Origin of the sequence: Flavobacterium cheniae (genome assembly GCF_004363695.1) — a bacterium.
Classification (GTDB): Bacteria; Bacteroidota; Bacteroidia; order Flavobacteriales; family Flavobacteriaceae; genus Flavobacterium; species Flavobacterium cheniae.
The window spans coordinates 30,744-56,409 of sequence record NZ_SNZC01000006.1 but is presented as its reverse complement, the minus strand read 5'-3'; the positions used below and the strand labels follow the sequence as shown (position 1 = coordinate 56,409).

Annotated in this window: 24 protein-coding genes; 10 read left to right on the top strand and 14 right to left on the bottom strand. The window is 32.9% G+C overall.

The genetic code is table 11. The features are described from left to right. Positions 1 to 93: 93 nt before the first annotated feature. From C8D80_RS12200 to C8D80_RS12185, 4 genes are read right to left on the bottom strand one after another with little or no spacing between them, the layout of a single operon-like run. Positions 94 to 1,926, bottom strand: coding sequence for an ABC transporter ATP-binding protein (locus C8D80_RS12200; protein ID WP_133610802.1), 1,833 nt, complete (start codon positions 1,924 to 1,926; stop codon positions 94 to 96). After that, entirely contained in the window at positions 1,927 to 3,654 is a 1,728-nt protein-coding gene (locus C8D80_RS12195; RefSeq protein WP_133610800.1) for a phospho-sugar mutase, read from the bottom strand. 39 nt (positions 3,655 to 3,693) lie between these two features. Then, a complete protein-coding gene (locus tag C8D80_RS12190; RefSeq protein ID WP_133610798.1) occupies positions 3,694 to 4,635 on the bottom strand; it encodes a glycosyltransferase family 2 protein in 942 nt (313 codons plus the stop codon). Positions 4,636 to 4,639: 4 nt separating this feature from the next. Next, positions 4,640 to 5,167: a DUF4199 domain-containing protein gene (locus tag C8D80_RS12185; protein WP_133610796.1), complete on the bottom strand. Its 528-nt coding sequence runs from the start codon at positions 5,165 to 5,167 to the stop codon at positions 4,640 to 4,642. A 226-nt stretch (positions 5,168 to 5,393) separates the two neighbouring features. Here C8D80_RS12185 and C8D80_RS12180 point away from each other — a divergent pair, with 226 nt between their 5' ends. From C8D80_RS12180 to mtaB, 3 genes are all read left to right on the top strand, one after another. Further along, positions 5,394 to 5,645, top strand: a complete 252-nt coding sequence (locus C8D80_RS12180) for a type B 50S ribosomal protein L31 (protein ID WP_026724762.1) — start codon at positions 5,394 to 5,396, stop codon at positions 5,643 to 5,645. A gap of 118 nt (positions 5,646 to 5,763) precedes the next feature. Beyond that, positions 5,764 to 6,939, top strand: coding sequence for a GlmU family protein (locus C8D80_RS12175; protein ID WP_133610794.1), 1,176 nt, complete (start codon positions 5,764 to 5,766; stop codon positions 6,937 to 6,939). 148 nt (positions 6,940 to 7,087) lie between these two features. Further along, positions 7,088 to 8,416, top strand: a complete 1,329-nt coding sequence (mtaB, locus tag C8D80_RS12170; RefSeq protein WP_133610792.1) for a tRNA (N(6)-L-threonylcarbamoyladenosine(37)-C(2))-methylthiotransferase MtaB — start codon at positions 7,088 to 7,090, stop codon at positions 8,414 to 8,416. A 41-nt stretch (positions 8,417 to 8,457) separates the two neighbouring features. Here the strand turns inward: mtaB and C8D80_RS12165 are convergent, their stop codons facing one another. Then, positions 8,458 to 8,739, bottom strand: a complete 282-nt coding sequence (locus tag C8D80_RS12165) for a GNAT family N-acetyltransferase (protein WP_133610790.1) — start codon at positions 8,737 to 8,739, stop codon at positions 8,458 to 8,460. A 51-nt stretch (positions 8,740 to 8,790) separates the two neighbouring features. Between C8D80_RS12165 and C8D80_RS12160 the strand changes: the two genes are divergently transcribed. From C8D80_RS12160 to C8D80_RS12150, 3 genes are read left to right on the top strand one after another with little or no spacing between them, the layout of a single operon-like run. Next, complete coding sequence (locus tag C8D80_RS12160) at positions 8,791 to 9,450, top strand: alpha/beta fold hydrolase (RefSeq protein WP_162845077.1); 660 nt, start codon at positions 8,791 to 8,793, stop codon at positions 9,448 to 9,450. Between the two features lie 7 nt (positions 9,451 to 9,457). Further along, positions 9,458 to 10,351: a transglycosylase SLT domain-containing protein gene (locus C8D80_RS12155; protein WP_133610786.1), complete on the top strand. Its 894-nt coding sequence runs from the start codon at positions 9,458 to 9,460 to the stop codon at positions 10,349 to 10,351. A 7-nt stretch (positions 10,352 to 10,358) separates the two neighbouring features. Beyond that, the gene (locus tag C8D80_RS12150; protein ID WP_133610905.1) at positions 10,359 to 10,727 is read left to right on the top strand and encodes a sulfite exporter TauE/SafE family protein; all 369 of its coding nucleotides are present in this window, start codon (positions 10,359 to 10,361) and stop codon (positions 10,725 to 10,727) included. A gap of 414 nt (positions 10,728 to 11,141) precedes the next feature. On the opposite strand, the gene C8D80_RS12145 is transcribed toward C8D80_RS12150, so the two are convergent. Continuing rightward, positions 11,142 to 11,657, bottom strand: coding sequence for a DUF2892 domain-containing protein (locus C8D80_RS12145; RefSeq protein ID WP_133610784.1), 516 nt, complete (start codon positions 11,655 to 11,657; stop codon positions 11,142 to 11,144). 168 nt (positions 11,658 to 11,825) lie between these two features. Between C8D80_RS12145 and rpmH the strand changes: the two genes are divergently transcribed. Beyond that, on the top strand, positions 11,826 to 11,987 hold the full coding sequence (rpmH, locus tag C8D80_RS12140) for a 50S ribosomal protein L34 (RefSeq protein ID WP_007136275.1): 162 nt from the start codon (positions 11,826 to 11,828) through the stop codon (positions 11,985 to 11,987). 173 nt (positions 11,988 to 12,160) lie between these two features. Further along, a complete protein-coding gene (gene carB / locus C8D80_RS12135; protein WP_133610782.1) occupies positions 12,161 to 15,016 on the top strand; it encodes a carbamoyl-phosphate synthase large subunit in 2,856 nt (951 codons plus the stop codon). A 219-nt stretch (positions 15,017 to 15,235) separates the two neighbouring features. Here the strand turns inward: carB and C8D80_RS12130 are convergent, their stop codons facing one another. The 8 genes from C8D80_RS12130 to rsfS form a co-directional block, all read right to left on the bottom strand. Continuing rightward, positions 15,236 to 15,877, bottom strand: coding sequence for a hypothetical protein (locus tag C8D80_RS12130; RefSeq protein WP_133610780.1), 642 nt, complete (start codon positions 15,875 to 15,877; stop codon positions 15,236 to 15,238). A gap of 127 nt (positions 15,878 to 16,004) precedes the next feature. Further along, positions 16,005 to 16,778 (bottom strand): superoxide dismutase, encoded by a 774-nt coding sequence (locus tag C8D80_RS12125; protein WP_317125882.1) that lies wholly within the window; start codon positions 16,776 to 16,778, stop codon positions 16,005 to 16,007. Positions 16,779 to 16,790: 12 nt separating this feature from the next. Continuing rightward, complete coding sequence (locus C8D80_RS12120; RefSeq protein ID WP_133610778.1) at positions 16,791 to 17,072, bottom strand: acyl-CoA-binding protein; 282 nt, start codon at positions 17,070 to 17,072, stop codon at positions 16,791 to 16,793. A 3-nt stretch (positions 17,073 to 17,075) separates the two neighbouring features. Further along, complete coding sequence (locus C8D80_RS12115) at positions 17,076 to 17,729, bottom strand: phosphatidylserine decarboxylase family protein (protein ID WP_133610776.1); 654 nt, start codon at positions 17,727 to 17,729, stop codon at positions 17,076 to 17,078. Beyond that, positions 17,719 to 18,525 (bottom strand): phosphatidate cytidylyltransferase, encoded by an 807-nt coding sequence (locus C8D80_RS12110; RefSeq protein WP_133610774.1) that lies wholly within the window; start codon positions 18,523 to 18,525, stop codon positions 17,719 to 17,721. The genes C8D80_RS12115 and C8D80_RS12110 overlap by 11 nt, the downstream gene beginning before the upstream one ends. After that, positions 18,525 to 19,130, bottom strand: coding sequence for an LUD domain-containing protein (locus C8D80_RS12105; RefSeq protein WP_133610772.1), 606 nt, complete (start codon positions 19,128 to 19,130; stop codon positions 18,525 to 18,527). The genes C8D80_RS12110 and C8D80_RS12105 overlap by 1 nt, the downstream gene beginning before the upstream one ends. A gap of 106 nt (positions 19,131 to 19,236) precedes the next feature. Further along, positions 19,237 to 21,156, bottom strand: coding sequence for an ATP-dependent zinc metalloprotease FtsH (gene ftsH, locus C8D80_RS12100; protein WP_133610770.1), 1,920 nt, complete (start codon positions 21,154 to 21,156; stop codon positions 19,237 to 19,239). Between the two features lie 8 nt (positions 21,157 to 21,164). Continuing rightward, positions 21,165 to 21,536 (bottom strand): ribosome silencing factor, encoded by a 372-nt coding sequence (rsfS, locus tag C8D80_RS12095; RefSeq protein WP_133610768.1) that lies wholly within the window; start codon positions 21,534 to 21,536, stop codon positions 21,165 to 21,167. Between the two features lie 85 nt (positions 21,537 to 21,621). On the opposite strand from rsfS, the gene C8D80_RS12090 reads away from it, so the two are divergent. Next, positions 21,622 to 22,353 (top strand): biotin--[acetyl-CoA-carboxylase] ligase, encoded by a 732-nt coding sequence (locus tag C8D80_RS12090; RefSeq protein ID WP_133610765.1) that lies wholly within the window; start codon positions 21,622 to 21,624, stop codon positions 22,351 to 22,353. Positions 22,354 to 22,456: 103 nt separating this feature from the next. Continuing rightward, the gene (ccsA, locus tag C8D80_RS12085; RefSeq protein WP_133610763.1) at positions 22,457 to 25,615 is read left to right on the top strand and encodes a cytochrome c biogenesis protein CcsA; all 3,159 of its coding nucleotides are present in this window, start codon (positions 22,457 to 22,459) and stop codon (positions 25,613 to 25,615) included. The last annotated feature ends 51 nt before the right edge of the window (positions 25,616 to 25,666 follow it).

Here is a 25,666-nt window from a genome sequence, read left to right as displayed (position 1 = left end):
TTATATGTTTAAAATTTAAAAATCTGTTTAAATCAGCAATTAGTTTTATTCACATTTCTAAACTCCTAACTTCCATCTCCCAACTTCTAACTTTTACTCGAAACTCTGCATCATCACTAACTTCGAATACGTTCCGTTTAAAGCTAATAATTCGTCATGTGTTCCTTGTTCCACGATTTCACCTTTGTGCATTACCACAATTTTATCCGCTTTTTGAATGGTAGATAAACGGTGCGCAATTACTATCGAAGTTCTATTTTGCATCATATTTTCTAATGCCACTTGAACAAACTTTTCACTTTCGGTATCTAAAGCTGAAGTTGCTTCATCTAGAATCATAATCGGTGGATTTTTCAAAACGGCTCTCGCAATCGATAAACGTTGTTTTTGTCCGCCCGAAAGTTTTCCACCAGCATCACCAATATTGGTTTCAATTCCGTTAGGTAAAGCAGAAACGAATTCGTAGGCATTAGCGACTTTTAAAGCCGCAATAATTTCCTCATCTGTTGCATCTTGTTTTCCTAAACGAATATTGTTTTTAATCGAATCGTTAAATAAAATCGAATCTTGTGTAACCAATCCCATTAAATCTCGAAGCGATTCTAACGTCATATCCTTGATGTCGATTCCATCGATTTTTACGGTTCCTTCTTGTACATCATAAAAACGTGTCAATAAATTCGCAATCGTACTTTTTCCAGAACCTGATTGCCCAACCAAAGCTACTGTTTTTCCTTTCGGAATTTCCAAAGAGAAGTTTTTCAACACATTTTCTTCAGCATATCTAAAATTGATGTTTTCAATACTGATTTTTTCGTTGAAAGATTCTTTTACAATTGCATTTGGTTTGTTGGTAATTGTATTTTCAACTTCTAAAATTTCGAATACGCGTTCTGCAGCGGCTAAACCGTTTTTTACAGAATAAGAAGCTTTTGAAATTGCTTTAGCTGGAGTTAAAATGTTATAAGCTAAGCCTATATAGGTAATAAAATTAGATCCTTTTAAAGATCCTTCAACTAAAACTAGGTTTCCTCCATAAACTAATAATACGCCAATAACTAAAATTCCCATAAATTCACTCATCGGAGAGGCTAAATTATTTTTCTTTCCAATTAAGATTGTTAATTGGTATAAACGATTGATGGAATCGTTGAAAGTTTTAGCAAAATAGTTTTCGGCATTGTAGCTTTTGACTACTTTTAAACCACCTAAACTTTCTTCTACTATCGAAATTAAATAGCCGTTTTCTTGTTGGGCTCTACTTGATTTTGATTTTAAGCTTTTACCAATTTTTGAAATAACGAATCCAGAAATGGGAATAAAAACAAATACGAAAACTGTTAATTTCCAACTAATTGAAATCATAGCAATTAACGAAAACAAAATAGTCAGAGGTTCTTTAACGATAAGTTCTAAAACCATAAAAAATGAATTTTGAACTTCGTTTACATCACCAAGCATTCGCGCCATTACATCACCTTTTCTTTTTTCAGAATAATAGGAAACAGGTAATGAAACAATTTTATTAAACATTTTTTCACGTAAATCACGTAGAACTCCTGTTTTAACTTTAGTTAAGTGTTGTAATGCTAAATAATTAGATAGGTTTTTAAGTAAAAAGGTTATTAATACTAAAGCTACCGTAAGCATTAGTCCATATTGTATACCATATTCAATAGAATATTGATTTACATAATAGGCAATATATTCTTGCCAATTGCTTATTGCATTAATTATTCCATCGTATTTTGGCAGTTCAACTTTACCTGTTTTTTTTTCGTCAAATAAAACAGAAAGAACTGGCATGATAAAGACCATTCCTAACGTCCCAAATAAAGCATACAAAATATTGAACGAAATATTACCAACAACGTCATACTTGTACTTTTTAGCAAAAGGAATAAGTTTTTTTAAATTTTCGTCCATTTAGTTTAATTTCATTGCCGAAATAATTCCTGCAATTTTGTTATCTAATTCTTTTTCTAATGATTCAGCGTTTTCAATCGTATCTAAAACTCCATTTACGCTGAAATAGAATTTAATTTTAGGTTCTGTTCCACTTGGTCTTGCGCAAATTTTACTTCCATCTTCTAAATAGTAAATTAATACGTTTGATTTTGGAATATGGATTTCAAATTCTTCATTATTCATAAAATCTTTTCCTTTAGAAGCTTGATAGTCTTCGATGCAAATTACGCGTTGACCGTTTATTTCTTTTAGCGGATTTTCGCGTAAATCAATCATCATTTGTTTGATTTCATTTGCGCCTTCAATTCCTTTTTTGGTAATCGAAATTAAAGATTCTTTATAAAATCCAAAATCAATGTATAAATTCAAAAGTTCTTGATATAATGAACTTCCTGAAGCTTTTGCTTGCGCTGCAATTTCACTAACTAATAAAATAGCAGCAACCGCATCTTTATCACGAACGGCATCACCAACCATAAAACCGAAACTTTCTTCGCCACCACCAACAAATTTCTGATTCGGAAAATCTTTAATGAATTTCGCAATCCATTTGAAACCTGTTAATCCTACTTTGCATTCTACATCATATGCTGCTGCTAATTCCAGCATCATTGGAGTAGAAACAATGGTCGAACCAATGAATTCGTTTCCTTGGAATTTATCAGCGCGTTTCCATTGTTCTAACAAGAAAGCGGTCATGATAACCATGGTTTGGTTTCCATTCAATAATTTGATTTTTCCATCTAAATCACGAACGGCAACACCTAAACGATCAGAATCTGGATCAGTTCCCACAACCATATCAGCACCTATTTTCTCAGCTAAAGCAATTGCCATTGACAACGCTTCAGGTTCTTCTGGATTTGGAGAAACTACGGTTGGGAAATCGCCATTAGGTTCAGCTTGTTCTGGAACAATATTTACATCAGTATAACCTGCCTGTGCTAAAACATTTGGAATGGCTTTTATCGAAGTTCCGTGCAACGAAGTATAAACGATTTTTAAATTCGCTTTAGCTTCAGTTGGTGTGTTAAAACTTGCGTTTTCAACGGTTGATTTTGCGAAAGCTTCGTCAACTTCAGTATCAATATATTCAATTAAATCGTTGTTGGCTTCGAACTTAATTTCGCTGTATTTTAAATCTTCGATTACTTTTATAATTTCAGCATCTTGTGGTGGAACTAATTGGCCGCCATCTTGCCAATATACTTTGTATCCGTTGTATTCTGGTGGATTGTGAGAAGCAGTCAGCACAATTCCTACATGACAATTCAAATAACGAACTGCAAATGATAATTCAGGAGTTGGGCGCATATCCGAAAACAAATACACTTTAATTCCGTTAGCCGAAAACACATCAGCTACTACTTTAGCCAATGTATTACTGTTATGACGACAATCATAAGCAATAGCTACTTTTAATTGCTCATTTGGAAACGATTTATGTAAATAATCAGATAAACCTTGTGTGTTTTTACCTAATGTATATTTGTTGATACGATTGGTTCCAACACCCATAACACCGCGCATTCCACCGGTTCCAAACTCTAAGTTTTTGTAGAAACTTTCTTCTAACTCTTTTGGAGCCGAAGTCATCATTTCTTCGATAGCTGCTTGAGTTGCTTCGTCAAATGTTGGGGTTAACCACTCGTTTACTTTATTTAAAATACTTTGTTCGATATGCATAATCTGTATGTTTTGAGAGAACTATTGTTTTCTCATATATTATAATACTTCTGAAATCTTATAACGTTCTTCGTTGTTTTTGGTTCTTAGGATAATTTCACCTAAAAATCCGGCTAAGAATAATTGTGTTCCAATCAACATTGCGGTTAACGACAAATAAAATTGCGGTCTTTCGGTGATTAATCTTCCAGAAGTGTTGATGAATAATTTGTCGATTCCTAAATAGAATGCGAATAAAAATCCAATCACAAACATGATTGAACCTAATAATCCAAAAAGGTGCATTGGTCTTTTCCCGAAGGTTGATAAAAACCAAATCGTAATTAAATCCAAGAAACCATTGATAAAACGACTCATTCCAAATTTAGAACTTCCGTATTTTCTAGCTTGATGAATTACGACTTTTTCACCGATTTTTCCAAATCCTGCATTTTTTGCTAAAACTGGAATATAACGGTGCATTTCACCTGAAACTTCTATGTTTTTGATGACAATATTTTTGTAAGCTTTTAATCCGCAATTGAAATCGTTTAAATGAACTCCAGACGTTTTTCGAGCAGCCCAATTGAATAATTTAGATGGAATGTTTTTCGCTACAACTGAATCGTAACGTTTTTTCTTCCATCCTGAAATCAAATCATAATTATCTTCTGTAATTAAACGGAATAATTCAGGAATTTCATCTGGACTATCTTGTAAATCGGCATCCATGGTAATAACTACATCACCTTGTGCTTTAGCAAAACCAGCGTGTAAAGCTTGCGATTTTCCATAATTTCTAAGAAAACGGATACCTTTTACATTCGGATTTTCGTGAGATAATTTTGAAATAACATTCCAAGAAGCATCGGTACTACCATCATCGATAAATAGGATTTCGTATGAATAGTTGTGCGTTTGCATCACTTTCACAATCCAATTGTGTAACTCGGGTAACGATTCTTGTTCGTTTAATAATGGGATAACTATAGATAAATTCATTTATTTAGAATACAGGTTTGTCTTTTTTGAAGATAGCAGCTAAAATAGCACCAAAAACAGCCGAACCAACAATGCTCCAGATGCTTCCTTTTAATTGTTCAATAGTTGAAAATTGATTATAATCTTTCATTTTGTCTACTGTTTCTTTAATGGCAGAAGTTGGTGTTCCAAATTTTTCTAACATTTGAACAGTTGATTCAAGTGTAAGTTCTTTTAATCGGATAGCTGCTTCAGGATCAATAACGTTGAACAATAAAATATTATAAATAACAGAAATTGCAATACCAATAAGTGCTGAGACGAAATAGACAGTAAAACCTTCTTTAAAGCTCATAAAACCGCCTAAATCTTTTTTAGTTTTAACTAATAAAACACAACCAATAATAATGTAGACAACTAAAATAGAAATGCCCAACCACCATTTTGTCATTAAAGCTAAATCGACAATGTAAATTGATGTTGTAATCAATACACTTAACACTCCAGTGATAACACCAAAGTTAATTCCGTTCTTTTTAATAATTTCGTTCATAGTTTGTTTTGGTTTAATTAATTTACAAATATAAGAATTCTAATCGTTCTATATGAGTGATAAAAAATAAAAAAAAGTTACATAAAGATTGTTAGATTAAAAAATAAATGTAATTTTGCACTCTGAAATAAAAAGTTTATAAACCAAAAGGTTATAAAATGTTTACACCTCTTTTAATGTAGAGCCGCGAAACAAGTTATAATCGCTTAATAAAAAGATTTACAAAATGAAAAAAGGTATTCACCCAGAAAATTACAGATTAGTTGCTTTTAAAGACATGTCAAATGAAGATGTTTTTATCACTAAATCTACAGTAGAAACTAAAGAAACTATTACTCACGAAGGTGTTGAGTATCCAGTTTTCAAAATGGAGATTTCTAGAACGTCTCACCCTTTTTACACAGGTAAATCTAAACTTATTGATACTGCAGGTCGTATTGATAAATTCAACAGCAAATACGCTAAAAAAGCTAAATAATTTTTCGCTTTTTCAAAATAGAGAAAAGCTTCACTTAGGTGAGGCTTTTTTTATTGCCTAAATCTTCCTACTTTTGAGTATTGTTTTAAACAATTCATCACTTTAACAATTCAACATAATGAACTATATACTTTTTGACGGAACCGTTCGCAATGCGTTACTTCCTTTTACTTTTACTCGTCCAGTGGCTGATATTCGTATCGGAATTTTAACAATTCGAGAAAAGTGGGAAAAATATCTAGGTTATACCACCACAACGCTTACCGAAGAATATTTGATGAAGAAATATCCAATGGTAGAAATGGAACAGAATGTTATGATTAACGCTTCTTTTTTACCCAATCCGATTTTAATTGATATGGTTCAAAATTTGAATCCTAAAGAAGCGATTCTTTTTGGAGAAGAAATCATTGCTTTTCATACAAATGATACACAAGAAGATATCGATTTTGATGAATATGAATTAATAGAGTACGAAGGAGACGTTTTACGAGTAGAGAATACTTGGGATATTTTCGCAAAGAATGATGCGGCTATTCGTGAAGATTTCGAATTACTTACAGAAGATAGATTTTCTCAACCGATTCCAAAAAGCGTTAACGTAATTGCACCTGAAAACATTTTCATTGAAGAAGGAGCGAAGTTGGAATTTGTAACGTTAAACGCTTCAACAGGTCCAATTTACATAGGAAAAAATGCGGAAATCATGGAAGGTTCGGTTATTCGTGGACCATTTGCTTTGTGCGAAGAAGCACAAGTGAAATTAGCAACAAAAGTTTACGGAGCAACAACTGTTGGTCCACATTGTCGCATTGGTGGAGAAGTAAATAACTCGGTTTTATTTGGTTATTCTAATAAAGGACATGATGGGTTTTTAGGAAATTCCGTTTTAGGAGAATGGTGTAACATTGGCGCTGATTCAAATAATTCCAACTTAAAAAACAACTATGAAGAAGTGCGTTTGTGGAGTTATGAAACGGAAGGTTTTGCACGCACAGGCTTACAATTTTGCGGATTAATGATGGGCGATCACAGTAAATGTGGTATCAATACGATGTTTAATACAGGAACAGTTGTTGGCGTTTCAACGAATATTTTTGGTTCAGGATTTCCAAGAAATTTTGTACCAAGTTTCTCATGGGGTGGTGCTTCTGGATTCACCACTTACATCACTAAAAAAGCTTTCGAAACCGCTAAAATTGTAATGAGTCGCCGTCATGTAGAATTCACCGAAGAAGACGCTAAAATTTTAGAACATGTTTTTGAGGAAACGAAGAAGTATAGAAAAGAGTAATCTAATTTGAAAATTTGAAGATGTATGGATTTGAATATTACTTTGACTCTAATTACATTTTCAAATTTTCAAATGAAATAATTTTCAAATTTAACTATCTTTGCACTCTCAATTTTTTGACAACGATTTCATTAATTGAGTTTTACTTATGGAAAACAAGAAAAAAGTCGCGTTCTACACTTTAGGATGCAAATTAAACTTCTCAGAAACGTCTACTATTGCACGTGATTTTCAAAATGAAGGTTTTGAACGTGTTGATTTCGAGGAAATTGCCGATATTTATGTAATCAATACATGTTCGGTTACCGATAATGCTGATAAACAATTTAAGCAAATTGTTAAAAAAGCAATGAAGCTGAATGATAAAGCATTTGTTGCAGCAGTTGGTTGTTATGCCCAATTAAAACCAGAAGAATTAGCCGCAGTTGATGGAGTGGATTTGGTTTTAGGAGCGACAGAAAAATTCAAAATCACCGATTATATTAATGATTTGTCGAAAAACGACATGGGTGAAGTACATTCATGCGAAATCGAAGAAGCCGATTTTTACGTTGGAAGTTATTCAATTGGCGACAGAACTCGTGCTTTCTTAAAAGTACAAGATGGTTGCGATTATAAATGTACTTATTGTACGATTCCATTAGCAAGAGGAATTTCTCGAAGTGATGCATTGGAAAATGTACTAAAAAATGCTTCTGAAATTTCACAACAAGGAATAAAAGAGATTGTTCTTACTGGAGTAAATATTGGTGATTACGGAAAAGGGGAATTCGGAAATAAAAAACACGAACATACTTTCTTAGATTTAGTAAAAGCTTTAGATGAAGTTGAAGGTATCGAGCGTTTGCGAATTTCTTCTATCGAACCTAATTTATTAAAAAATGAAACGATTGAATTTGTGTCACAAAGTCGAACATTCGTTCCTCATTTTCATATTCCTTTACAATCGGGTTCTAACGATATTTTGAAGAAAATGAAACGTCGTTATATGCGTGAATTGTATACAGAACGTGTTGCAAAAATTCGCGAAGTAATGCCTCATGCTTGTATTGGAGTGGATGTTATAGTAGGATTTCCAGGTGAAACTGACGAGCATTTCTTAGAAACCTATCATTTTTTGAATGATTTAGATATTTCGTATTTACACGTTTTTACCTATTCGGAAAGAGATAATACAGAAGCGGTTGACATGGATGGAGTAGTGCCAGCTAATGTGCGTTCGAAAAGAAGTAAAATGTTACGCGGACTTTCGGTTAAGAAAAGAAGAGCATTTTATGAAAGTCAAATTGGAACCAACAGAACAGTTTTATTTGAAAGCGAAAATAAAGAAGGCTATATTCATGGTTTTACCGAAAATTATGTAAAAGTAAAAACACCTTGGAATCCAGAATTAGTGAATACATTACACGAAATTAATCTAACCAAGATAGATGAAGACGGAAGTGTAAGAATGGAATTCATAAACGTTGAAGCATAAAAAAAATCCCAAGTTTAATAGACTTGGGATTTTTTTTAGGATTAAATCATTAACCCTGGAGGCAAAAGCTCTCGATATTTTCTGTTTTTTCTAAAGAAACTTATGAACTTTGCGTGCGTTGGCACCACTTTTAGTTTTCGTTCTTCAGCAAGTTCTAGTACGGTTTTAATAAATTCATGATGCAACTCTTCATCTTCATTATTGTTATTGCAAAATTTGGTTAAAAACAGTTTGCGTTCTTGTACAGAGTACTCAATTGCAACCAAACCAGTTTCCGTAATAATTTCAAATTGTCTTAAAAGTTCATTATCTTTGATTTCCATGATAACTTCAATTAGAGTGCAAATTTACGAAACTTTTTTAATATAATGGTAATGAGTAAGATTCCAGTTTATTTCATGCCAGGTTTGGCAGCAAGTCCTACAATTTTCGAAAACATAAAATTACCAGAAGACCAATTTGAAATGCATTTTTTGGAATGGTTTTTGCCCAATGATAAGGAAAGTATCGAAAGTTACGCGCTTCGAATGACTGAAAAAATTCAAGATGAAAATCCGGTTTTAGTTGGTGTTTCTTTTGGAGGAGTTTTGGTTCAGGAAATGGCTAAGCAAATGAAAGTGCGTAAAGTAATTATCATTTCGAGTGTAAAATCGAATACCGAATTTCCATCGCGTTTTAAAGTTGCGAAAGCGACTAAAGCGTATAAGTTAATTCCGACCCAACTTTTGGCAGATATTGAAAAATTGGTTAAATATGCATTTGGAGATAATATTGTAGCGAAACGATTGAAGTTGTACGAACGATATTTATCGGTACGAGATAAAAACTATTTGGATTGGGCAATTGAAACCATTTTGTGTTGGAAACAAAAAGAAATAAACGAATCAGTAATTCACATTCATGGAGATGCTGATGAAGTTTTTCCAATTAAAAACATTCAGAATTGCATTGTTTTAAAAGGCGGAACACATATTATGATTGTAAATAAATTCAAGTGGTTGAATGAAAATCTACCTAAATTAATATTAAAATAAAAGAATAATGAAAAAGGTATTGACAAAGAAAGTAGCGATTGTAGCATTAATAGCCGCTTTAGGAAGTTTTTTTATTTATGGAGTAGTTTCTGATGGAACAAAATATTCTCCAGTAGGTTATAATCTAAAAATGGATTTTGCAGGAGAAGAAGTGCCTACTTTCATGGCCGATGTTCAGGAGCGCTTGGATAAAGAAATGATTACCAATATGAATTATCATACCAATACGACTTTGGTAATTAAACGTGCGAATAAAGTTTTTCCTATCATAGAACCTATCTTAAAAAAATATGGAGTTCCAGATGATTTTAAATATTTGGCGGTTATTGAAAGTAGTTTGGTAAATGCAGTTTCACCTGCAGGAGCAAGAGGTGTTTGGCAATTTATGCCTGCAACAGCTAAAGAAAAAGGAATGGAAGTAAGTGATGAGGTCGATGAACGTTATCATTTAGAAAAATCAACTGAAGCGGCTTGTAAATATTTATTAGTAGCAAAGGAGAAATTCGGTTCTTGGACGTTAGCAGCGGCTTCATATAATGGTGGAATGAACGGAATCAGTAAAAAAATGGAAGAACAGCAAGTAGCGGATTACTACGATTTATTATTAACTGAAGAAACTTCACGTTATGTTTTCCGAATTTTAGCTTTGAAAGAAATTATGTCAAAATCAGAAAAGTATGGATTTAATATTCCAAACGAAGCGCTTTATTACAATATTCCAACAAAAAAGATTGTGATTGACTCTTCCATTACTGATTTAGCAAAATTTGCTAAAACACAAGGTGTAAATTATAAGATTTTAAAAATCCACAATCCTTGGTTACGAGATAAAAAATTAACGATTACAACAGGTAAAAAATATGAAATCGAAATCCCAACTTCAGGATATAACAAACAATAAGCGCCAAATGGATATTCAAGTAGTTCTATCTTTAGTATTAATTGGTGTTTTAGCTGGAATTCTAAGCGGATTGGTTGGAGTAGGCGGTGGTGTAATTATGGTGCCTTTGTTGGTGTTGCTTTTAGGATTTAATCAGCATCAAGCACAAGGAACTAGTTTAGCAGTTTTAGTGGTTCCAGTTACGGCAATTGCGGTGTATACCTATCATAAAGAAGGTTATATCGATTGGTGCTATGTTGGAATAATTGCGGTGTTTTTCGTTGTTGGAGGGTATTTTGGAAGTAAAATGGCGGTTAATTTAGACCAAAAAATGTTGAAGAAAGTATTTGGTTTTATTCTTTTATTAATTGCTGGTAAAATGTTACTGGGCAAATAAAAACCACACAGAAAATAAATTTTGAGTTAGTGGTAGAGTAGAATTATGAGAGACTCAAAACGGTGTTTTTCTGTATGGTTGAATTAGTGCTTAAATCAATTAAATACTCTAACAAAGTTTAATTTGCTTGTGTTTTTTTCTTTTGAAAAGCCACTATAATTTTTAATCTTTTCATGTTTATTTAGTCGATTTTTTTAAAGTAGGAATTTCCCCTTTTCCATCTTTTTTTTATAAATCTTCCTATAAAAATTATAGTGGGTATTCAATTCTAGGGGAATTTTTATTTTTTTACTCAGCGAAGCTATGAAAATGAAATACTCAAAACTAAAAAACTCGTTAAACGAAAAGATAACTCGTTAAAATAACAAAAAAAGCACCTCGAAAGGTGCTTTTTTTGTATTGAAAATGAATGAATTACATTTTTTTCATTTGATCTTTCATCATTTTAATTTGATCTTTCAACATGTTTTGTTTGTCAAGTTTCTTTGCTTCGTTTAATAAAGCGGTAGCTTCCATTTTTCTTCTTCTTGTCATTGCAATACCCGCTAATTGTAGTTTAGCTAATGCTAAATCTTGATCCATAGATAAACCAAGAGCAATTGCTTTTTTGAAATATTTTTCAGCTTCAATTAAATTAGTTTGCGAAACCATTAAACCATGTAAGTAATTAAAATAACCTTGTTGTTTTTGTACTAAAGCAGCTTCTGGGTTTTTAATGTATGATAACCATTTTTGTGCTCCAGGAAAATCTTGTTTTCTTAACTTTAAAAAAGCCAATAAAATAAACTCGTTTTTAAAGTATAAGAAAATAAAAATAGTAGAGAATAATAACAAAAAGATACCATTTCCGATATTACTTTCTGTAAATTGATAAATTCCAAATGCTATAATTAAAGCGGCAAGAACTAATTTGATATTTTTATGAAACATTATAGTGTATATTTGTTGAGTGCAAAGATAATAAAATGAATTAAAAATATTTTTAAAAAAGTACTTGCGAATGAAAAAAGTCTTTGTATATTTGCACTCGGTTTTCAGGATAGGAAACCTATGAGTTTTAAAAAAGATTTTTATTTATAGATTTTAAAAGATACTACAATGAGTAAGAGAACGTTTCAACCATCAAAAAGAAAAAGAAGAAATAAGCACGGTTTCATGGATAGAATGGCTTCTGCTAATGGAAGAAAAGTGCTTGCTCGTAGAAGAGCTAAAGGAAGACATAAGTTAACTGTTTCTTGCGAACCAAGACACAAAAAATAATGTTTTAGCTTAAAACAATATATCAGCCGTTACTTTTATTAGTAGCGGCTTTTTTTTAAACTTGTTTATAAAATTTGATAAGTTTTGGTGTTCATTTAGATGTAAACCTTTGAAAATTAGTAATTTTATAATCGCAATATAACTACAACCCACAACAACAAAACAACAACACAATGCCTAAAGACACTACAATCAAATCGGTATTAATTATTGGATCAGGACCTATCGTAATTGGTCAAGCTTGCGAATTTGATTACGCAGGTTCTCAATCGGCTCGTTCACTTCGTGAGGAAGGAATTGAAGTTATCTTAATTAACTCAAACCCTGCAACGATTATGACCGACCCATCAATGGCCGATCATGTTTACTTAAAACCGCTTACCACAAAATCGATTATTGAAATCCTAAAAGCACATCCTCAAATTGATGCTGTTTTACCAACAATGGGAGGACAAACCGCTTTAAATCTTTGTATTGAAGCCGATGAAAAAGGAATTTGGAAAGATTTCAACGTAAGATTAATTGGTGTAGATATCAATGCCATCAACATTACTGAAGATAGAGAACAATTCAAAAACTTATTAAATAAAATCGGAATTCCGCAAGCTCCGGCTAAAACGGCTAACTCTTTCTTACAAGGAAAAGAAATTGCTCAGGAGTTTGGTTTTCCATTAGTAATCCGTCCTTCGTTTACTTTAGGAGGAACTGGAGCAGCAATTGTTTACAAAAAAGAAGATTTTGATGGTGCATTAACTTACGGTTTAGAAGCATCACCAATTCACGAAGTGTTGATTGACAAGGCTTTAATGGGGTGGAAAGAATACGAATTAGAATTATTACGCGATAGTAACGACAACGTAGTAATCATCTGTACGATTGAAAATATGGACCCAATGGGAATTCATACTGGAGATTCGATTACAGTGGCGCCAGCGATGACTTTATCGGACACAACATTCCAAAAAATGCGTGATATGGCGATTTTAATGATGCGCTCTATCGGAAATTTTGCTGGAGGTTGTAACGTACAATTCGCAGTTTCACCAGATGATAAAGAAGATATCGTAGCAATTGAAATCAATCCTCGTGTATCTCGTTCTTCTGCATTAGCTTCAAAAGCTACGGGTTATCCAATTGCAAAAATCGCATCGAAATTAGCTTTAGGATATAACTTAGATGAATTACAAAATCAAATTACAAAATCAACTTCGGCTTTATTTGAACCAACGTTAGATTATGTAATCGTTAAAATACCAAGATGGAACTTCGATAAATTTGAAGGTTCAGACCGTACGTTAGGACTTCAAATGAAATCGGTAGGTGAAGTGATGGGAATTGGACGTTCGTTCCAAGAAGCGCTTCACAAGGCTACTCAGTCGTTAGAAATCAAACGTAATGGGTTAGGAGCAGACGGAAAAGGTTATAAAAACTACGAACAAATCATCGAAAAATTAACTTTCGCGAGTTGGGACAGAGTTTTCGTAATCTATGACGCCATCGCAATGGGAATTCCATTGAGCAGAATTCACGAGATTACGAAAATCGACATGTGGTTTTTAAAACAATATGAAGAATTATTCCATTTAGAAAGAGAAATTTCGAATTATAAAGTAGATACGTTACCAAGAGAATTGCTTTTAGAAGCAAAGCAAAAAGGCTACGGAGACCGCCAAATTGCCCACATGATGGGATGTTTGGAAAGTCAAGTACATAAATTGCGTGACGAACAAAACATCAAACGTGTTTACAAATTAGTAGATACGTGTGCAGCAGAATTTAAAGCGGTAACGCCTTATTTCTACTCGACTTTCGAAGCAGAAATTGAAAAAGCAGACGGAACCAAATACGTTCATAACGAAAGTATTGTTACCGATAAGAAAAAAGTAGTCGTTTTAGGTTCGGGACCAAATAGAATTGGACAAGGAATTGAGTTCGATTATTCTTGTGTTCATGGAGTTTTAGCAGCGAAAGAATGTGGTTATGAGACTATCATGATTAACTGTAATCCAGAAACGGTTTCTACCGATTTTGATACAGCTGATAAATTGTATTTCGAACCTGTTTTTTGGGAACATATTTATGATATCATCCAACACGAAAAACCAGAAGGTGTAATCGTTCAGTTAGGTGGTCAAACGGCTTTGAAATTAGCTGAAAAATTAGCAAAATACGGTATCAAAATTTTAGGAACTTCATTCGATGCTTTGGATTTAGCGGAAGATAGAGGACGTTTCTCTGATTTATTAACCAAATTAAACATTCCATTCCCTAAGTTTGGAATTGCGGAAAGTGCGGAAGAAGCTTCGGTATTAGCAGATACGTTAGACTTCCCATTATTAGTTCGTCCTTCTTATGTATTGGGTGGACAAGGAATGAAAATCGTAATTAACAAACAAGAATTAGAAGAACACGTAATTGATTTATTAAAATCGATTCCAGGAAATAAATTATTGTTAGACCATTATTTAGATGGCGCAATCGAAGCAGAAGCGGATGCCATTTGCGATGCCGATGGAAATGTGTACATCATAGGAATTATGGAACACATTGAGCCTTGTGGTGTTCACTCAGGAGATAGTAATGCGACTTTGCCTCCGTTTAACTTGGGCGAATTTGTAATGCAACAAATCAAAGACCACACCGAAAAAATCGCAAGAGCTTTACAAACTGTAGGTTTAATCAATATTCAGTTTGCGATAAAAGACGATACAGTTTATATTATTGAAGCGAATCCAAGAGCATCTCGTACCGTTCCATTTATTGCAAAAGCGTATGGCGAACCGTATGTAAATTATGCAACTAAGGTAATGTTAGGTCACAATAAAGTAACTGATTTTACTTTCAATCCACAATTAAAAGGATATGCTATTAAGCAACCCGTTTTCTCTTTCAGTAAATTTCCAAATGTAAATAAAGCATTAGGACCAGAAATGAAATCAACCGGAGAAAGCATCTTATTCATAGACGATTTAAAAGACGATCAATTCTACGATTTGTACGCTAGAAGAAAAATGTACTTAACAAAGTAATACAAAAAATCCCAATCGAAAGATTGGGATTTTTTTCTTTATACTTTAAAAATGGCGAATAGCCATAAACAGCTTTTTTAACGTTCTGCGGCTTGATTTCAGTGGCGTTGAACCAAAACCAAGCCACCATAAATATAACAAAACATTCCATTCAGCAGCGGATTTTCCGCAGGAAAATCCTGAAGTAGCCATTGAAGCAAACCGCTGTTGTAGCACGTTTTATTTTTGTCGGTTAAATAAAGATTTATTGTTTAAATCGTTAATTATTTCTTCACAAATTGCATTAAGTTTTACTATAGAAAGCTCATTATTTGATTTATAATTTAAGTTTGGAATATCTTTTTCCGTTGTCAAATCATATTTATCAAAATGATTTCTAAATTCCTCTGAATTTATATAGAACCAAAAATATCTTTGAGGTTGATGATTTCGATGAGAAATACTTTTATAGATTTTTCCATTTGCAATACTGTCGGGTTTTATTTGATAAGATTTTACTTCGTCTGATTTTAAACTTTCTGAATTTTTTAGATAGAATTCAGAGATTTTTGAATCGGATAATTTTAATGAATTAAATCCTCCACAATTATCAAATTTTTTCACATAATCATCTTTTCCATCTTTCCAAAACGCATACATTGTAAAGTAAGTTCCATTTGGATTACAAAAATTTGGGTCGTTCAAATCGGGAATATATGCAGTTCCATATGTAATCCGTTTTACCACAAAAAAGTTCGCAATACTTTTTTCGTTCAGTTCCGTTTTAAGTTCTGAAATAAGCGATTCTGTTGGGTCAACTTTATCTTGTCCAAAGGTCAGATTAAAAATAAGAAGAAATATGATTGTTATGGATTTCTGCATTTTGTTTAAATGTGCTACAACTTGTATATATGTCTGACTAAATCATACATAGCTACCCAATTTTAGGTGTATATGTCTGACAAGTATCAGTTTTATTTCTTCAAAAAATAATTTAAAAACCAACGAACTATATCTTACTCACAGCCGTTTCATATTTAGCATTTACTATATTCCAATCGATGACGTTGAAAATAGCGGTTAAATATTCGTTGCGTTTGTTTTGGTAATTTAAGTAGTAGGCGTGTTCCCAAACGTCAATGGCTAAAATAGGAGTTCCTCTTAATTCTGCATTTGGCATCAAAGGGTTGTCTTGGTTGGCGGTGCTAGTAACGGCTAATTTTCCTTCACGGGTAACTACTAACCATGCCCATCCGCTTCCAAATTGTCCTGCTGCGGCTTCTGTAAGTTGTTTTTGTAAGTTGTCAAACGAACCTAATTCGGCAGTAATGGCTTCGGCAAGAGCGCCAGTAGGAGTACCACCGCCTTTTGGGTTTAAAATCTCAAAAAATAAATTGTGGTTGTAGTAGCCACCAGCGTTATTTCGGATTTCTTTATTGTTTACATCTAAGTTTTTTAAGATGTCTTCTACGGTTTTTAATTCTAAATCGGTACCAATTACGGCTTTGTTTAGTTTGTTAGCGTAACCTAAATGATGTTTCGAATAATGAATTTCCATCGTTCGACCATCAATATGAGGTTGTAAATCGTCGTAAGTGTATTTAAGTCCACGCATTTGAAAAATACCACCTTCAGTAACTTTAACATCGGCTGGATTTCCTAATGCTGAAATTTTAGTTTCTACTTCTGGATCTGGAATTTTAACTTCTTCTAATTCGTTTTCCTTTTTACAGCTCGTCATCATAAATGATATACAAGCCAAAATCAATAATGACTTTTTCATTTGTAATGCAGATTATAAGTTACGTTCTTTCAGTAATTTATTGATGATATTGATGTATTCTGCTTTGGCATCATCTGGTTTCAGATGTTTTACTTGCATCCAAGCATTTAATTTGAAAGCATTTCTAATATCCTGAGGATTTTGAAATAATAAAGGGTTTGTGGTTTCGGATGTAGCTTGTTTGTACAAACCATACAATATTAATTGCATATCCTGTGGCACCGATTCTTGCGGAATCAATTGTGCGTTAGCAAATGCTTCGTCAAATAAAGTATTGATATCCTTTTCGCTCATTCTTTATGCTTTTTTACTAATAACGGTTTTGTTTCCGATAGCTTTATCACCTAATTTTACATTAACTTCAGTTCCCAATGGTAAATAAATATCTACTCTTGAACCAAATTTAATAAAACCTGCATCTTTACCTTGAACCACACGCATGCCTTCTTGAGCGTAATTTACAATACGTCTTGCTAAAGCACCTGCAATTTGACGGTATAAGATTTCACCATACACTCTATTGTTGATAACAACAGTAGTTCTTTCGTTTTCTTCGCTAGCTTTTGGATGCCAAGCTACTAAGTATTTTCCTGGGTGATATTTACTGTACTTTACGATTCCGTTTACACAATAACGTGTAACGTGCACATTTATTGGTGACATGAAGATAGAAACCATCAAACGTTTGTCTTTGAAATATTCAGGTTCGTAAACTTCTTCTATAACTACTACTTTTCCGTCTACTGGAGCAAGAATGTGATTGTCGCTATTATCGGCAACTCGTGTTGGGTTTCTAAAGAATTGTAAAACCAAAACTAAAATTACTAATGCGAATAAGTATAAAATAGTTCGTAACCAATTTATAGCAACAAATTCATCGGTTAAGAAAATAATACCCACAACTAAAAGCAGGGTAATTAAAATGATTTTTGAACCTTCTTTATGAAACATAGTATAAAATTAAATAAAATAAATTAATAAATGGAATTACAAATATAATACTATCTAGTCGATCTAGAATACCTCCGTGACCAGGCATTATATTTCCGGTATCTTTTATGCCGGCTACACGTTTTAATTTTGACTCTATTAAATCGCCTAACGTACTGAAAACACTCACGATAGCTGCAATCACAATCCAAATGTAAAGGGTTGAAGCCATGATGTAATAATTAGCCAATAAAGCACCTCCAATGATGGTAAATACTAACCCACCAGCAAAACCTTCAATGGTTTTTTTAGGAGAAACACTTGGAAAAAGCTTGTTTTTGCCTATGTTTTTTCCAACTAAATACGCAAAAGTATCGTTGGTCCAAATTAAAACAATAATTGAAATTAAAATTTTTGGATTGTATCCTTTCACACCCATTGCAATATAATTCGCCAAGATAAAAGGAAGAATTACGTATCCAAAGAGTAAAAAGTAGCGCGTGTAAAGTTGAAAATTGGTTTTCTTGGTATTGAAAAGATATAGTAATAATTTAACCGAAATTATAACGGCTATAGCAGTTAATGCTGTATTTAAATTTAAATCAGAGTTTTTATTCCATAAGAAATAATAGGAAGCAGCGGCAACAGGAATGCTAACATAGAAGTTCAATCCACACATTTTGCAAAATTCATAAACTCCAATAATCAAAAAAGCGCCAAAAAGAATCGCTAAACCCTCTCTAGAATAAGATATACAGCCTAATAGTAATACAACATAAACGGCTCCAGATAATGCTCTTTTTAGCGTTTCATTCATTATAAATCCTCTAAAAGAAGTAGGTAAAGATTTTTATGGCAACTTCCATAGTGAAGAAAATCCTGTTCTTTTACTTCTTCAAAATATTTTATGGTGGTAATATTAGAAGGGTAATTTTTTTCGTGTGTGTTTTTAATTCGCCTTAAGCCATCGCTTTTGCTATTTACAATTTGACTTGTGGTAGCGAAAATAATCATGTTTGTAGGCAATTCATTTGGTTTGAAGTGCTTAAACTGATTAGATGAGAATAAAATAGAACCTTCGTCTGCAATTAAATTTTCGCAAGAAGAAAGAAAAAACACTGGTGGTGTAGTATTATTGTAGGTTAGTTTATTGTCGTCAAGAAGATAAAGTAATCGGTTGTCATAACATTGTGCGTTACTTTCGAACCAATCGTTTTCTGCTAAAATATTTTCAAAATTCTCTGCAATTTCATCTAAATTTTCACAATAAATAAATTTACCTCCATTTTCTTTAAAATTGAAAGTAAATTGTTCGTCTATAGGCAATGTAGTGTCAGGCGAATAAGGACTTTTAACTTCTTGTTTCTTGTCGCTTTCGTCTTCGTCTCCCGAAGTGCCAAAAAATTTTCTAAAAAGACTCATGTATCTTTAGTCGTTTTTTATTGTGTGAAAATCAAAGATAAAAAAAAACTTAGTTCTTTTCCTAAGGAACTAAGTTTTTTATTAATATTATTTTGTTGATAAGTCCTTATTCCGCAGCAGGAATTTCTTCTTCTTTGTCAAAAGGTCTTTTTCCGAAAATAGTTTCCAAATCATCTTTGAAAATTACTTCTTTTTCTATCAGAATATCAGCTAATTGAGTTAGCTTTTCTTTGTTTGTTTCTAAAATGTGAATTGCTCTTTGATATTGCTCTTCAATTAATTTATAAATTTCAGTATCGATAACTTTTGCAGTTTCTTCAGAATAAGGTTTAGAAAAATTGTAATCCGATTGCCCAGTTGAATCGTAATATGTGATGTTTCCTAGCTTATCGTTCAATCCGTAAATCGTAACCATTGCTCTTGCCTGACGCGTTACTTTCTCTAAATCACTCAAAGCACCTGTTGAAATTTCATTGAAAATTACTTTCTCGGCCGCTCTTCCACCCATAGTAGCACACATTTCGTCTAACATTTGGTCTGGTCTTACAATCAATCTTTCTTCTGGTAAATACCAAGCCGCTCCTAAACTTTGTCCACGAGGAACAATCGTAACTTTTACAAGAGGTGCTGCATGTTCTAACATCCAACTTACTGTTGCATGTCCAGCTTCGTGAATGGCGATTGCGCGTTTTTCAGCTGGTGTGACAATTTTGTTTTTCTTTTCTAAACCACCGATGATTCTATCAACAGCGTCTAAGAAATCTTGTTTGTCTACCGCTTTTTTGTCTTTACGAGCTGCAATTAAAGCGGCTTCGTTACAAACATTAGCAATGTCAGCTCCAGAGAATCCTGGTGTTTGTTTTGCTAAAAATTCAGTATCTAATTCCTCTGATTTTTTCAAAGGTTTTAAGTGTACTTCAAAAATTTCCTTACGTTCTCTAATGTCTGGTAAGTCTACATAAATTTGTCTGTCAAAACGACCAGCACGTAATAATGCTTTGTCTAAAACATCAGCACGGTTAGTAGCAGCTAATACAATTACATTTGAATTGGTTCCAAAACCATCCATTTCAGTCAATAACTGATTTAATGTATTTTCTCTTTCGTCATTAGCGCCTGTCATGTTGTTTTTCCCACGAGCTCTACCCACAGCGTCAATTTCGTCAATGAAAATGATAGATGGTGATTTCTCTTTGGCTTGTTTGAATAAATCTCTAACACGAGAAGCTCCAACACCAACAAACATTTCCACAAAATCAGAACCTGATAAAGAGAAGAAAGGTACTTTAGCTTCACCTGCAACGGCTTTAGCTAATAATGTTTTTCCAGTTCCAGGAGGTCCAACTAATAAAGCTCCTTTTGGGATTTTACCACCAATTGAAGTATATTTTTCAGGAGTTTTTAAGAATTCTACAATTTCTTGAATTTCTTCTTTAGCACCTTCTAATCCGGCAACGTTTTCAAAAGTTACACGAGTATCGTTCTTTTCATCAAATAGTTTAGCTTTCGATTTACCAATGCTGAAGATTTGTCCACCTCCGCCACCAGAACCACCTGACATTCTTCGCATCATAAAGACCCAAAGTCCAACTAAAAGTAAGATAGGTAAAAGCATAGAGATGATTTCTCCCCACATGCTTTCAGGCTCTTTTTCGTAATCTGTAAGTTTACCTTCGCTTGACGCTTTTTGTAAGTTTTCTTGAAAGGTTTTTAAATCACCAATTTCTGTAAAATAGTGAGGTCCTTTCGTATTTAGTTTTCCTAAAACATCATTTTTTACTTTGTCATGTGCTTTATCTGTTAAAGCAGCTTTCTTTAAGTAAACTGTTGCTTTAGTATTGGTAAATACTACTTTTTCTACCTGATTTTTATCTAAATATTGATAAAATTTTGATAATGTAGTTGGCGCAGGATTGCTTAAATCAAAACCAGTAGAAAATAAATTAATGGTTAAGAAAATGACAATAACCAGTCCAATACTCATCCATGGACTAAACTTAAAGTTAGAATTACTATTTTGTGCCATAAGAAATTTTAGTATTTAGTTTCAATGGTTGTGATTTTTGCATCACCCCATAAACTCTCAATTCGGTAGTATTCACGAATGTGTTTTTGGAAAACATGCACTACAATATTAACGTAGTCCATTAAAACCCATTCTCCATTTTCAGCACCTTCAACGTGCCATGGTTTATCTTTTAATTCTTTTGAAACGATTTTTTGTACTGAACCTACAATTGCATTTACTTGAGTATTTGAATTTCCATTACAAATTACAAAGTAGTCACAAACCGTGTTGTCAATTTCTCTTAAATCAAGAATATCAATATTTTCTCCTTTTACTTCTTCAATCCCTTTGATGATGTTTGCTAATAAATCATCATTATTAATCTGCTTCTTCGCCATTTATTATTTTTGTATTTATGCAAAGGTATCATTTTTTGTGATTATTTTTGAACCTTAACATAAGATTAAATTTTGTTATTGTATTATGAAGATAATCAAACTCGATGCCATAGATTCTACCAATAGTTTTTTGAAAGCGCTTTCGGCACAAGAAACTTGCGAAAATTTCACCGTTGTTAGCACCGAATCACAAACACAAGGAAAAGGACAAAGAGGTTCGGGTTGGACTTCTGAAGCAGGTAAGAATCTAGCTTTTAGTGTTTTATATAATCAAAAAATAGAAGAAATTTCAAGTCTTTTTACCTTGAATATAATTGTGGCTTTGAGTGTAGTTGAAGGACTAAAAACAGTTAGTAATTTAAATTTTGCCATTAAATGGCCAAATGACATCTTGGCAGAGAATAAGAAAATAGCAGGCATTTTAATCGAAAATACGTTCAAAAATCAAAACGAAGTGCAATCGATTATCGGAATTGGTTTGAATGTGAACCAATCTCAATTTGAAAATTTGCCACAAGCATCTTCTTTGTTTTTATTGGAAAACCAATTATTTGATAGAGAAACACTTTTAATTTCCATCGTAAACCGATTAGAATTCAATTTAAATCAACTAGAAAATCTTAAAGAAGATTATTTTTGGAACACTTATCATGCTATTTTGTTTAAGAAAGAGGTAGTTTCAACTTTCGAATCGGCATTAGGAAATCGATTTGTAGGAAAAATTCAAAAGGTTACAAAAGAAGGTAAATTAGAAGTTTTATTGGAAGATGATTCGGTAACCTTTTTCGATGTGAAAGAAGTAAAAATGTTGTATTAAAATCATTCGAATAGAAAATCCTCAAACCTTTGTTAAACTTCGCGGAAAAGTTTTTGTTTTTGAGTACATTTGTGCCAATTTATAAAAAACGTATTCCCAACTCATGGAGAAAAAAATACTATCCCTGTTATCTTCCACACGCTTAATGGCTTTTTTATTCATTGCTTTTGCTGTAGCCATGGCAGCCGGAACTTTTATTGAAGATGCTTATAATACTGACACAGCAAGAGTTATTGTTTACAATGCCGTTTGGTTTGAAGTAATTATGGTGTTTTTTGTAATCAATTTTATTGGAAACATCAAACGTTATCAGTTACATAAAAAGGAAAATTGGGCTACCTTATTATTACACCTTTCTTTTATACTAATTATTGTTGGAGCTTTTATAACTCGTTATATTAGTTACGAAGGAATGATGCCTATTAGAGAAGGAGAATCTGCTAATATCATTTATTCCGATAAACCCTATTTAACTGTTCTAGTAGATGGAAATCATGAAGGTCAAATGCGTCGTAAGACTTTTGAAAAAGATTTGATTTTAGCTCCTGAAATTAAGGACGATGCTTTTTTGAACACTTTTGCTAGCAATGATTTTTCAATGGGTGGTGAATTCAGTGGTATTCCATTCGAAGTAGAACACCAAGAGTTTGTTATGAACGCAACGGAAACTGTTGTAGCTTCAGAAAGCGGACAGTTGATGATTAAAATGGTAGAGTCGAGTGGAGGAACACGTCACGAACACTATTTAAAAGAAGGCGAAGTTCAAAATTTACACAACGTACTTTTTGCTTTTAATAAATATACAGAAGGCGCCATCAATATTACAAAAATTGCGGAAGCTTACACTATTCAAACACCTTTTGAAGGTGATTTTATGCGAATGGCTGATAAATTACAAGGTAAAGTGGTTAAAGATTCTGTGCAACCTTTAATGTTACGTTCGTTATATAATATTGGCGGTGCTCAGTTTGTATTTCCAGAACCAGCGATTAAAGGCGAATTGACTTTCAAATCGAATAATGATTTTAAAGACAAACAAACCGATGATGCGTTGAAAGTTAAAATCAAAACACAAGGGAAAGAAGAAGTTCTAACATTAGTAGGAGCAAGAGGAAAACAAGGAGTACCACAAAGTGTAAAAATTGGTGATTTAGAGTTTACGTTATTCTTCGGAAGTAAAGTTTATAACACTCCATTTACAATCAAATTAGACGATTTTATTGCAGATAAATATCCAGGAACAGAAAATAGTTATTCAGCTTTCAAAAGTAAGATTGAAGTTATTGATACCGAACAAAAGAAAACATTTAAAGACAGTGTTTTTATGAATAATATCTTAGATTACAGAGGGTTTAGATTTTTCCAAGCCGGATTTGATCCAGATGAAAAAGGAACAAATTTATCGGTAAGTCACGATTTCTGGGGAACTTGGATTACGTATATTGGTTATTTCTTATTATACTTCGGAATGATGGCAATCTTATTCAATAAAAATACTCGTTTTGCAAGTTTGAAAGAAAAGTTAGAAAAAGTAAAGAAAAAGAAAGCAAGTTTATTGAGCGTGTTTTTGATTTTATTTTCGACATTAACTTTTGCTCAAGAGCACAATCACCAACCAAGTAAAGAAGAAATTCTAAAATTATTAAAGGAACACGAAATTTCGAAAGAGCACGCGAGCGAATTTGGAAAAGTAGTAATTCAAGATAACGGGCGAATGAAGCCTATCAATACGTTTTCATCAGAATTACTTCGTAAAGTATCAAAAAGCGATACGTATGAAGGGATGAATTCGGATCAAGCGTTTTTATCGATGACACAGTTTCCTCAATATTGGTATGGTTTGCCAATCATTTATTTGAAAAGAGGAAATGATAGTATTCGTAAATTAATTGGTGTTGAAAAAGAAGCTAAATATGCGCCACTTATTTCATTTTTTGATGAAACTGGAAATTATAAATTAGCTAAATTTTTAGAAACCGCTTATAAAGAACCAGTTCCAAATCAATTTCAAAAAGATTTTATAGAAGCAGATAAGAAAGTAAACCTTTTATATTCAGCTTTAAGTGGACAAATTTTAAAAGTGTTCCCAGTTCCAGGAGACAAATCGAATAAATGGGTTTCGTTTTTAGAAGTCAACCAACCAACAGGAACCGCTTTAGATTCGATAAAAAACGTAATGCCGTTTTACTTAAATGCTTTAGAAAAAGCTTCGAAAAGTAATAATTACGAATTACCAAATAGTCTTTTAAAAGGATTAAACGAATACCAAAAGAAATACGGTGCAGCTGTAATGCTTTCTGAAAGTAAAATCAGTTCTGAAATCACATACAACAAATACGATATTTTCAAACGATTATATTATATGTATATGTTGGCTGGGGTTTTAATGTTAGCTTTCTGTATTGTTCAAATTTTCAAAGATTCAAAAGCAATCCGAACCATTATCAATGTTTTTCATGGATTAATCGGTTTGTTTTTCATATTGCATTTAGCAGGATTAATTGTAAGATGGTACATTTCAGGTCACGCGCCTTGGAGTGATGCGTATGAAAGTATGATTTATGTAGCTTGGGCAACGATGTTCTTTGGATTAGCTTTCGGAAAAGATTCGAAACTAACAGTAGCTTCAACAGCTTTTGTAACTGCAATGATTTTGATGATTGCACATTGGAATTGGATGGATCCAACAATTGGAAACTTACAACCTGTTTTAAATTCGTATTGGTTAATGATTCACGTTGCAGTAATCGTAGCGAGTTACGGACCATTTACTTTAGCGATGGTTTTAGGTTTAGTCTCATTATTCTTAATGATTTTCACCAACGAAAAGAACAAAGAAAGAATGAAATTAAGTATAGACGAAATCACATACATCAACGAAATGGCGTTAACCGTAGGTTTGGTCATGTTAACCATAGGAAACTTCCTTGGCGGGCAATGGGCAAATGAAAGTTGGGGACGTTATTGGGGTTGGGATCCAAAAGAAACTTGGGCGTTAATCAGTATTATGGTATATGCGTTTGTAATTCACGCACGTTTTGTTCCTGCTTTAAGAGGAAGATGGATTTATAACGTAATGAGTGTTTTAGCTTTTGCTTCGATTTTAATGACGTATTTTGGAGTAAATTTCCACTTAAGCGGTTTGCACAGTTACGCTTCGGGTGAAAAACAAAACGTAACCTATTACTTCATTATTTTAGCAATTGTCTTGGTAATTGCAGCAATAGCTTACTTTCCGTACAAGAAGTATTATAAAAAATAAGAATTTGGTCGCTAATTAGCGACCATTTTTTTTAAGAAATGTTTATCAAAA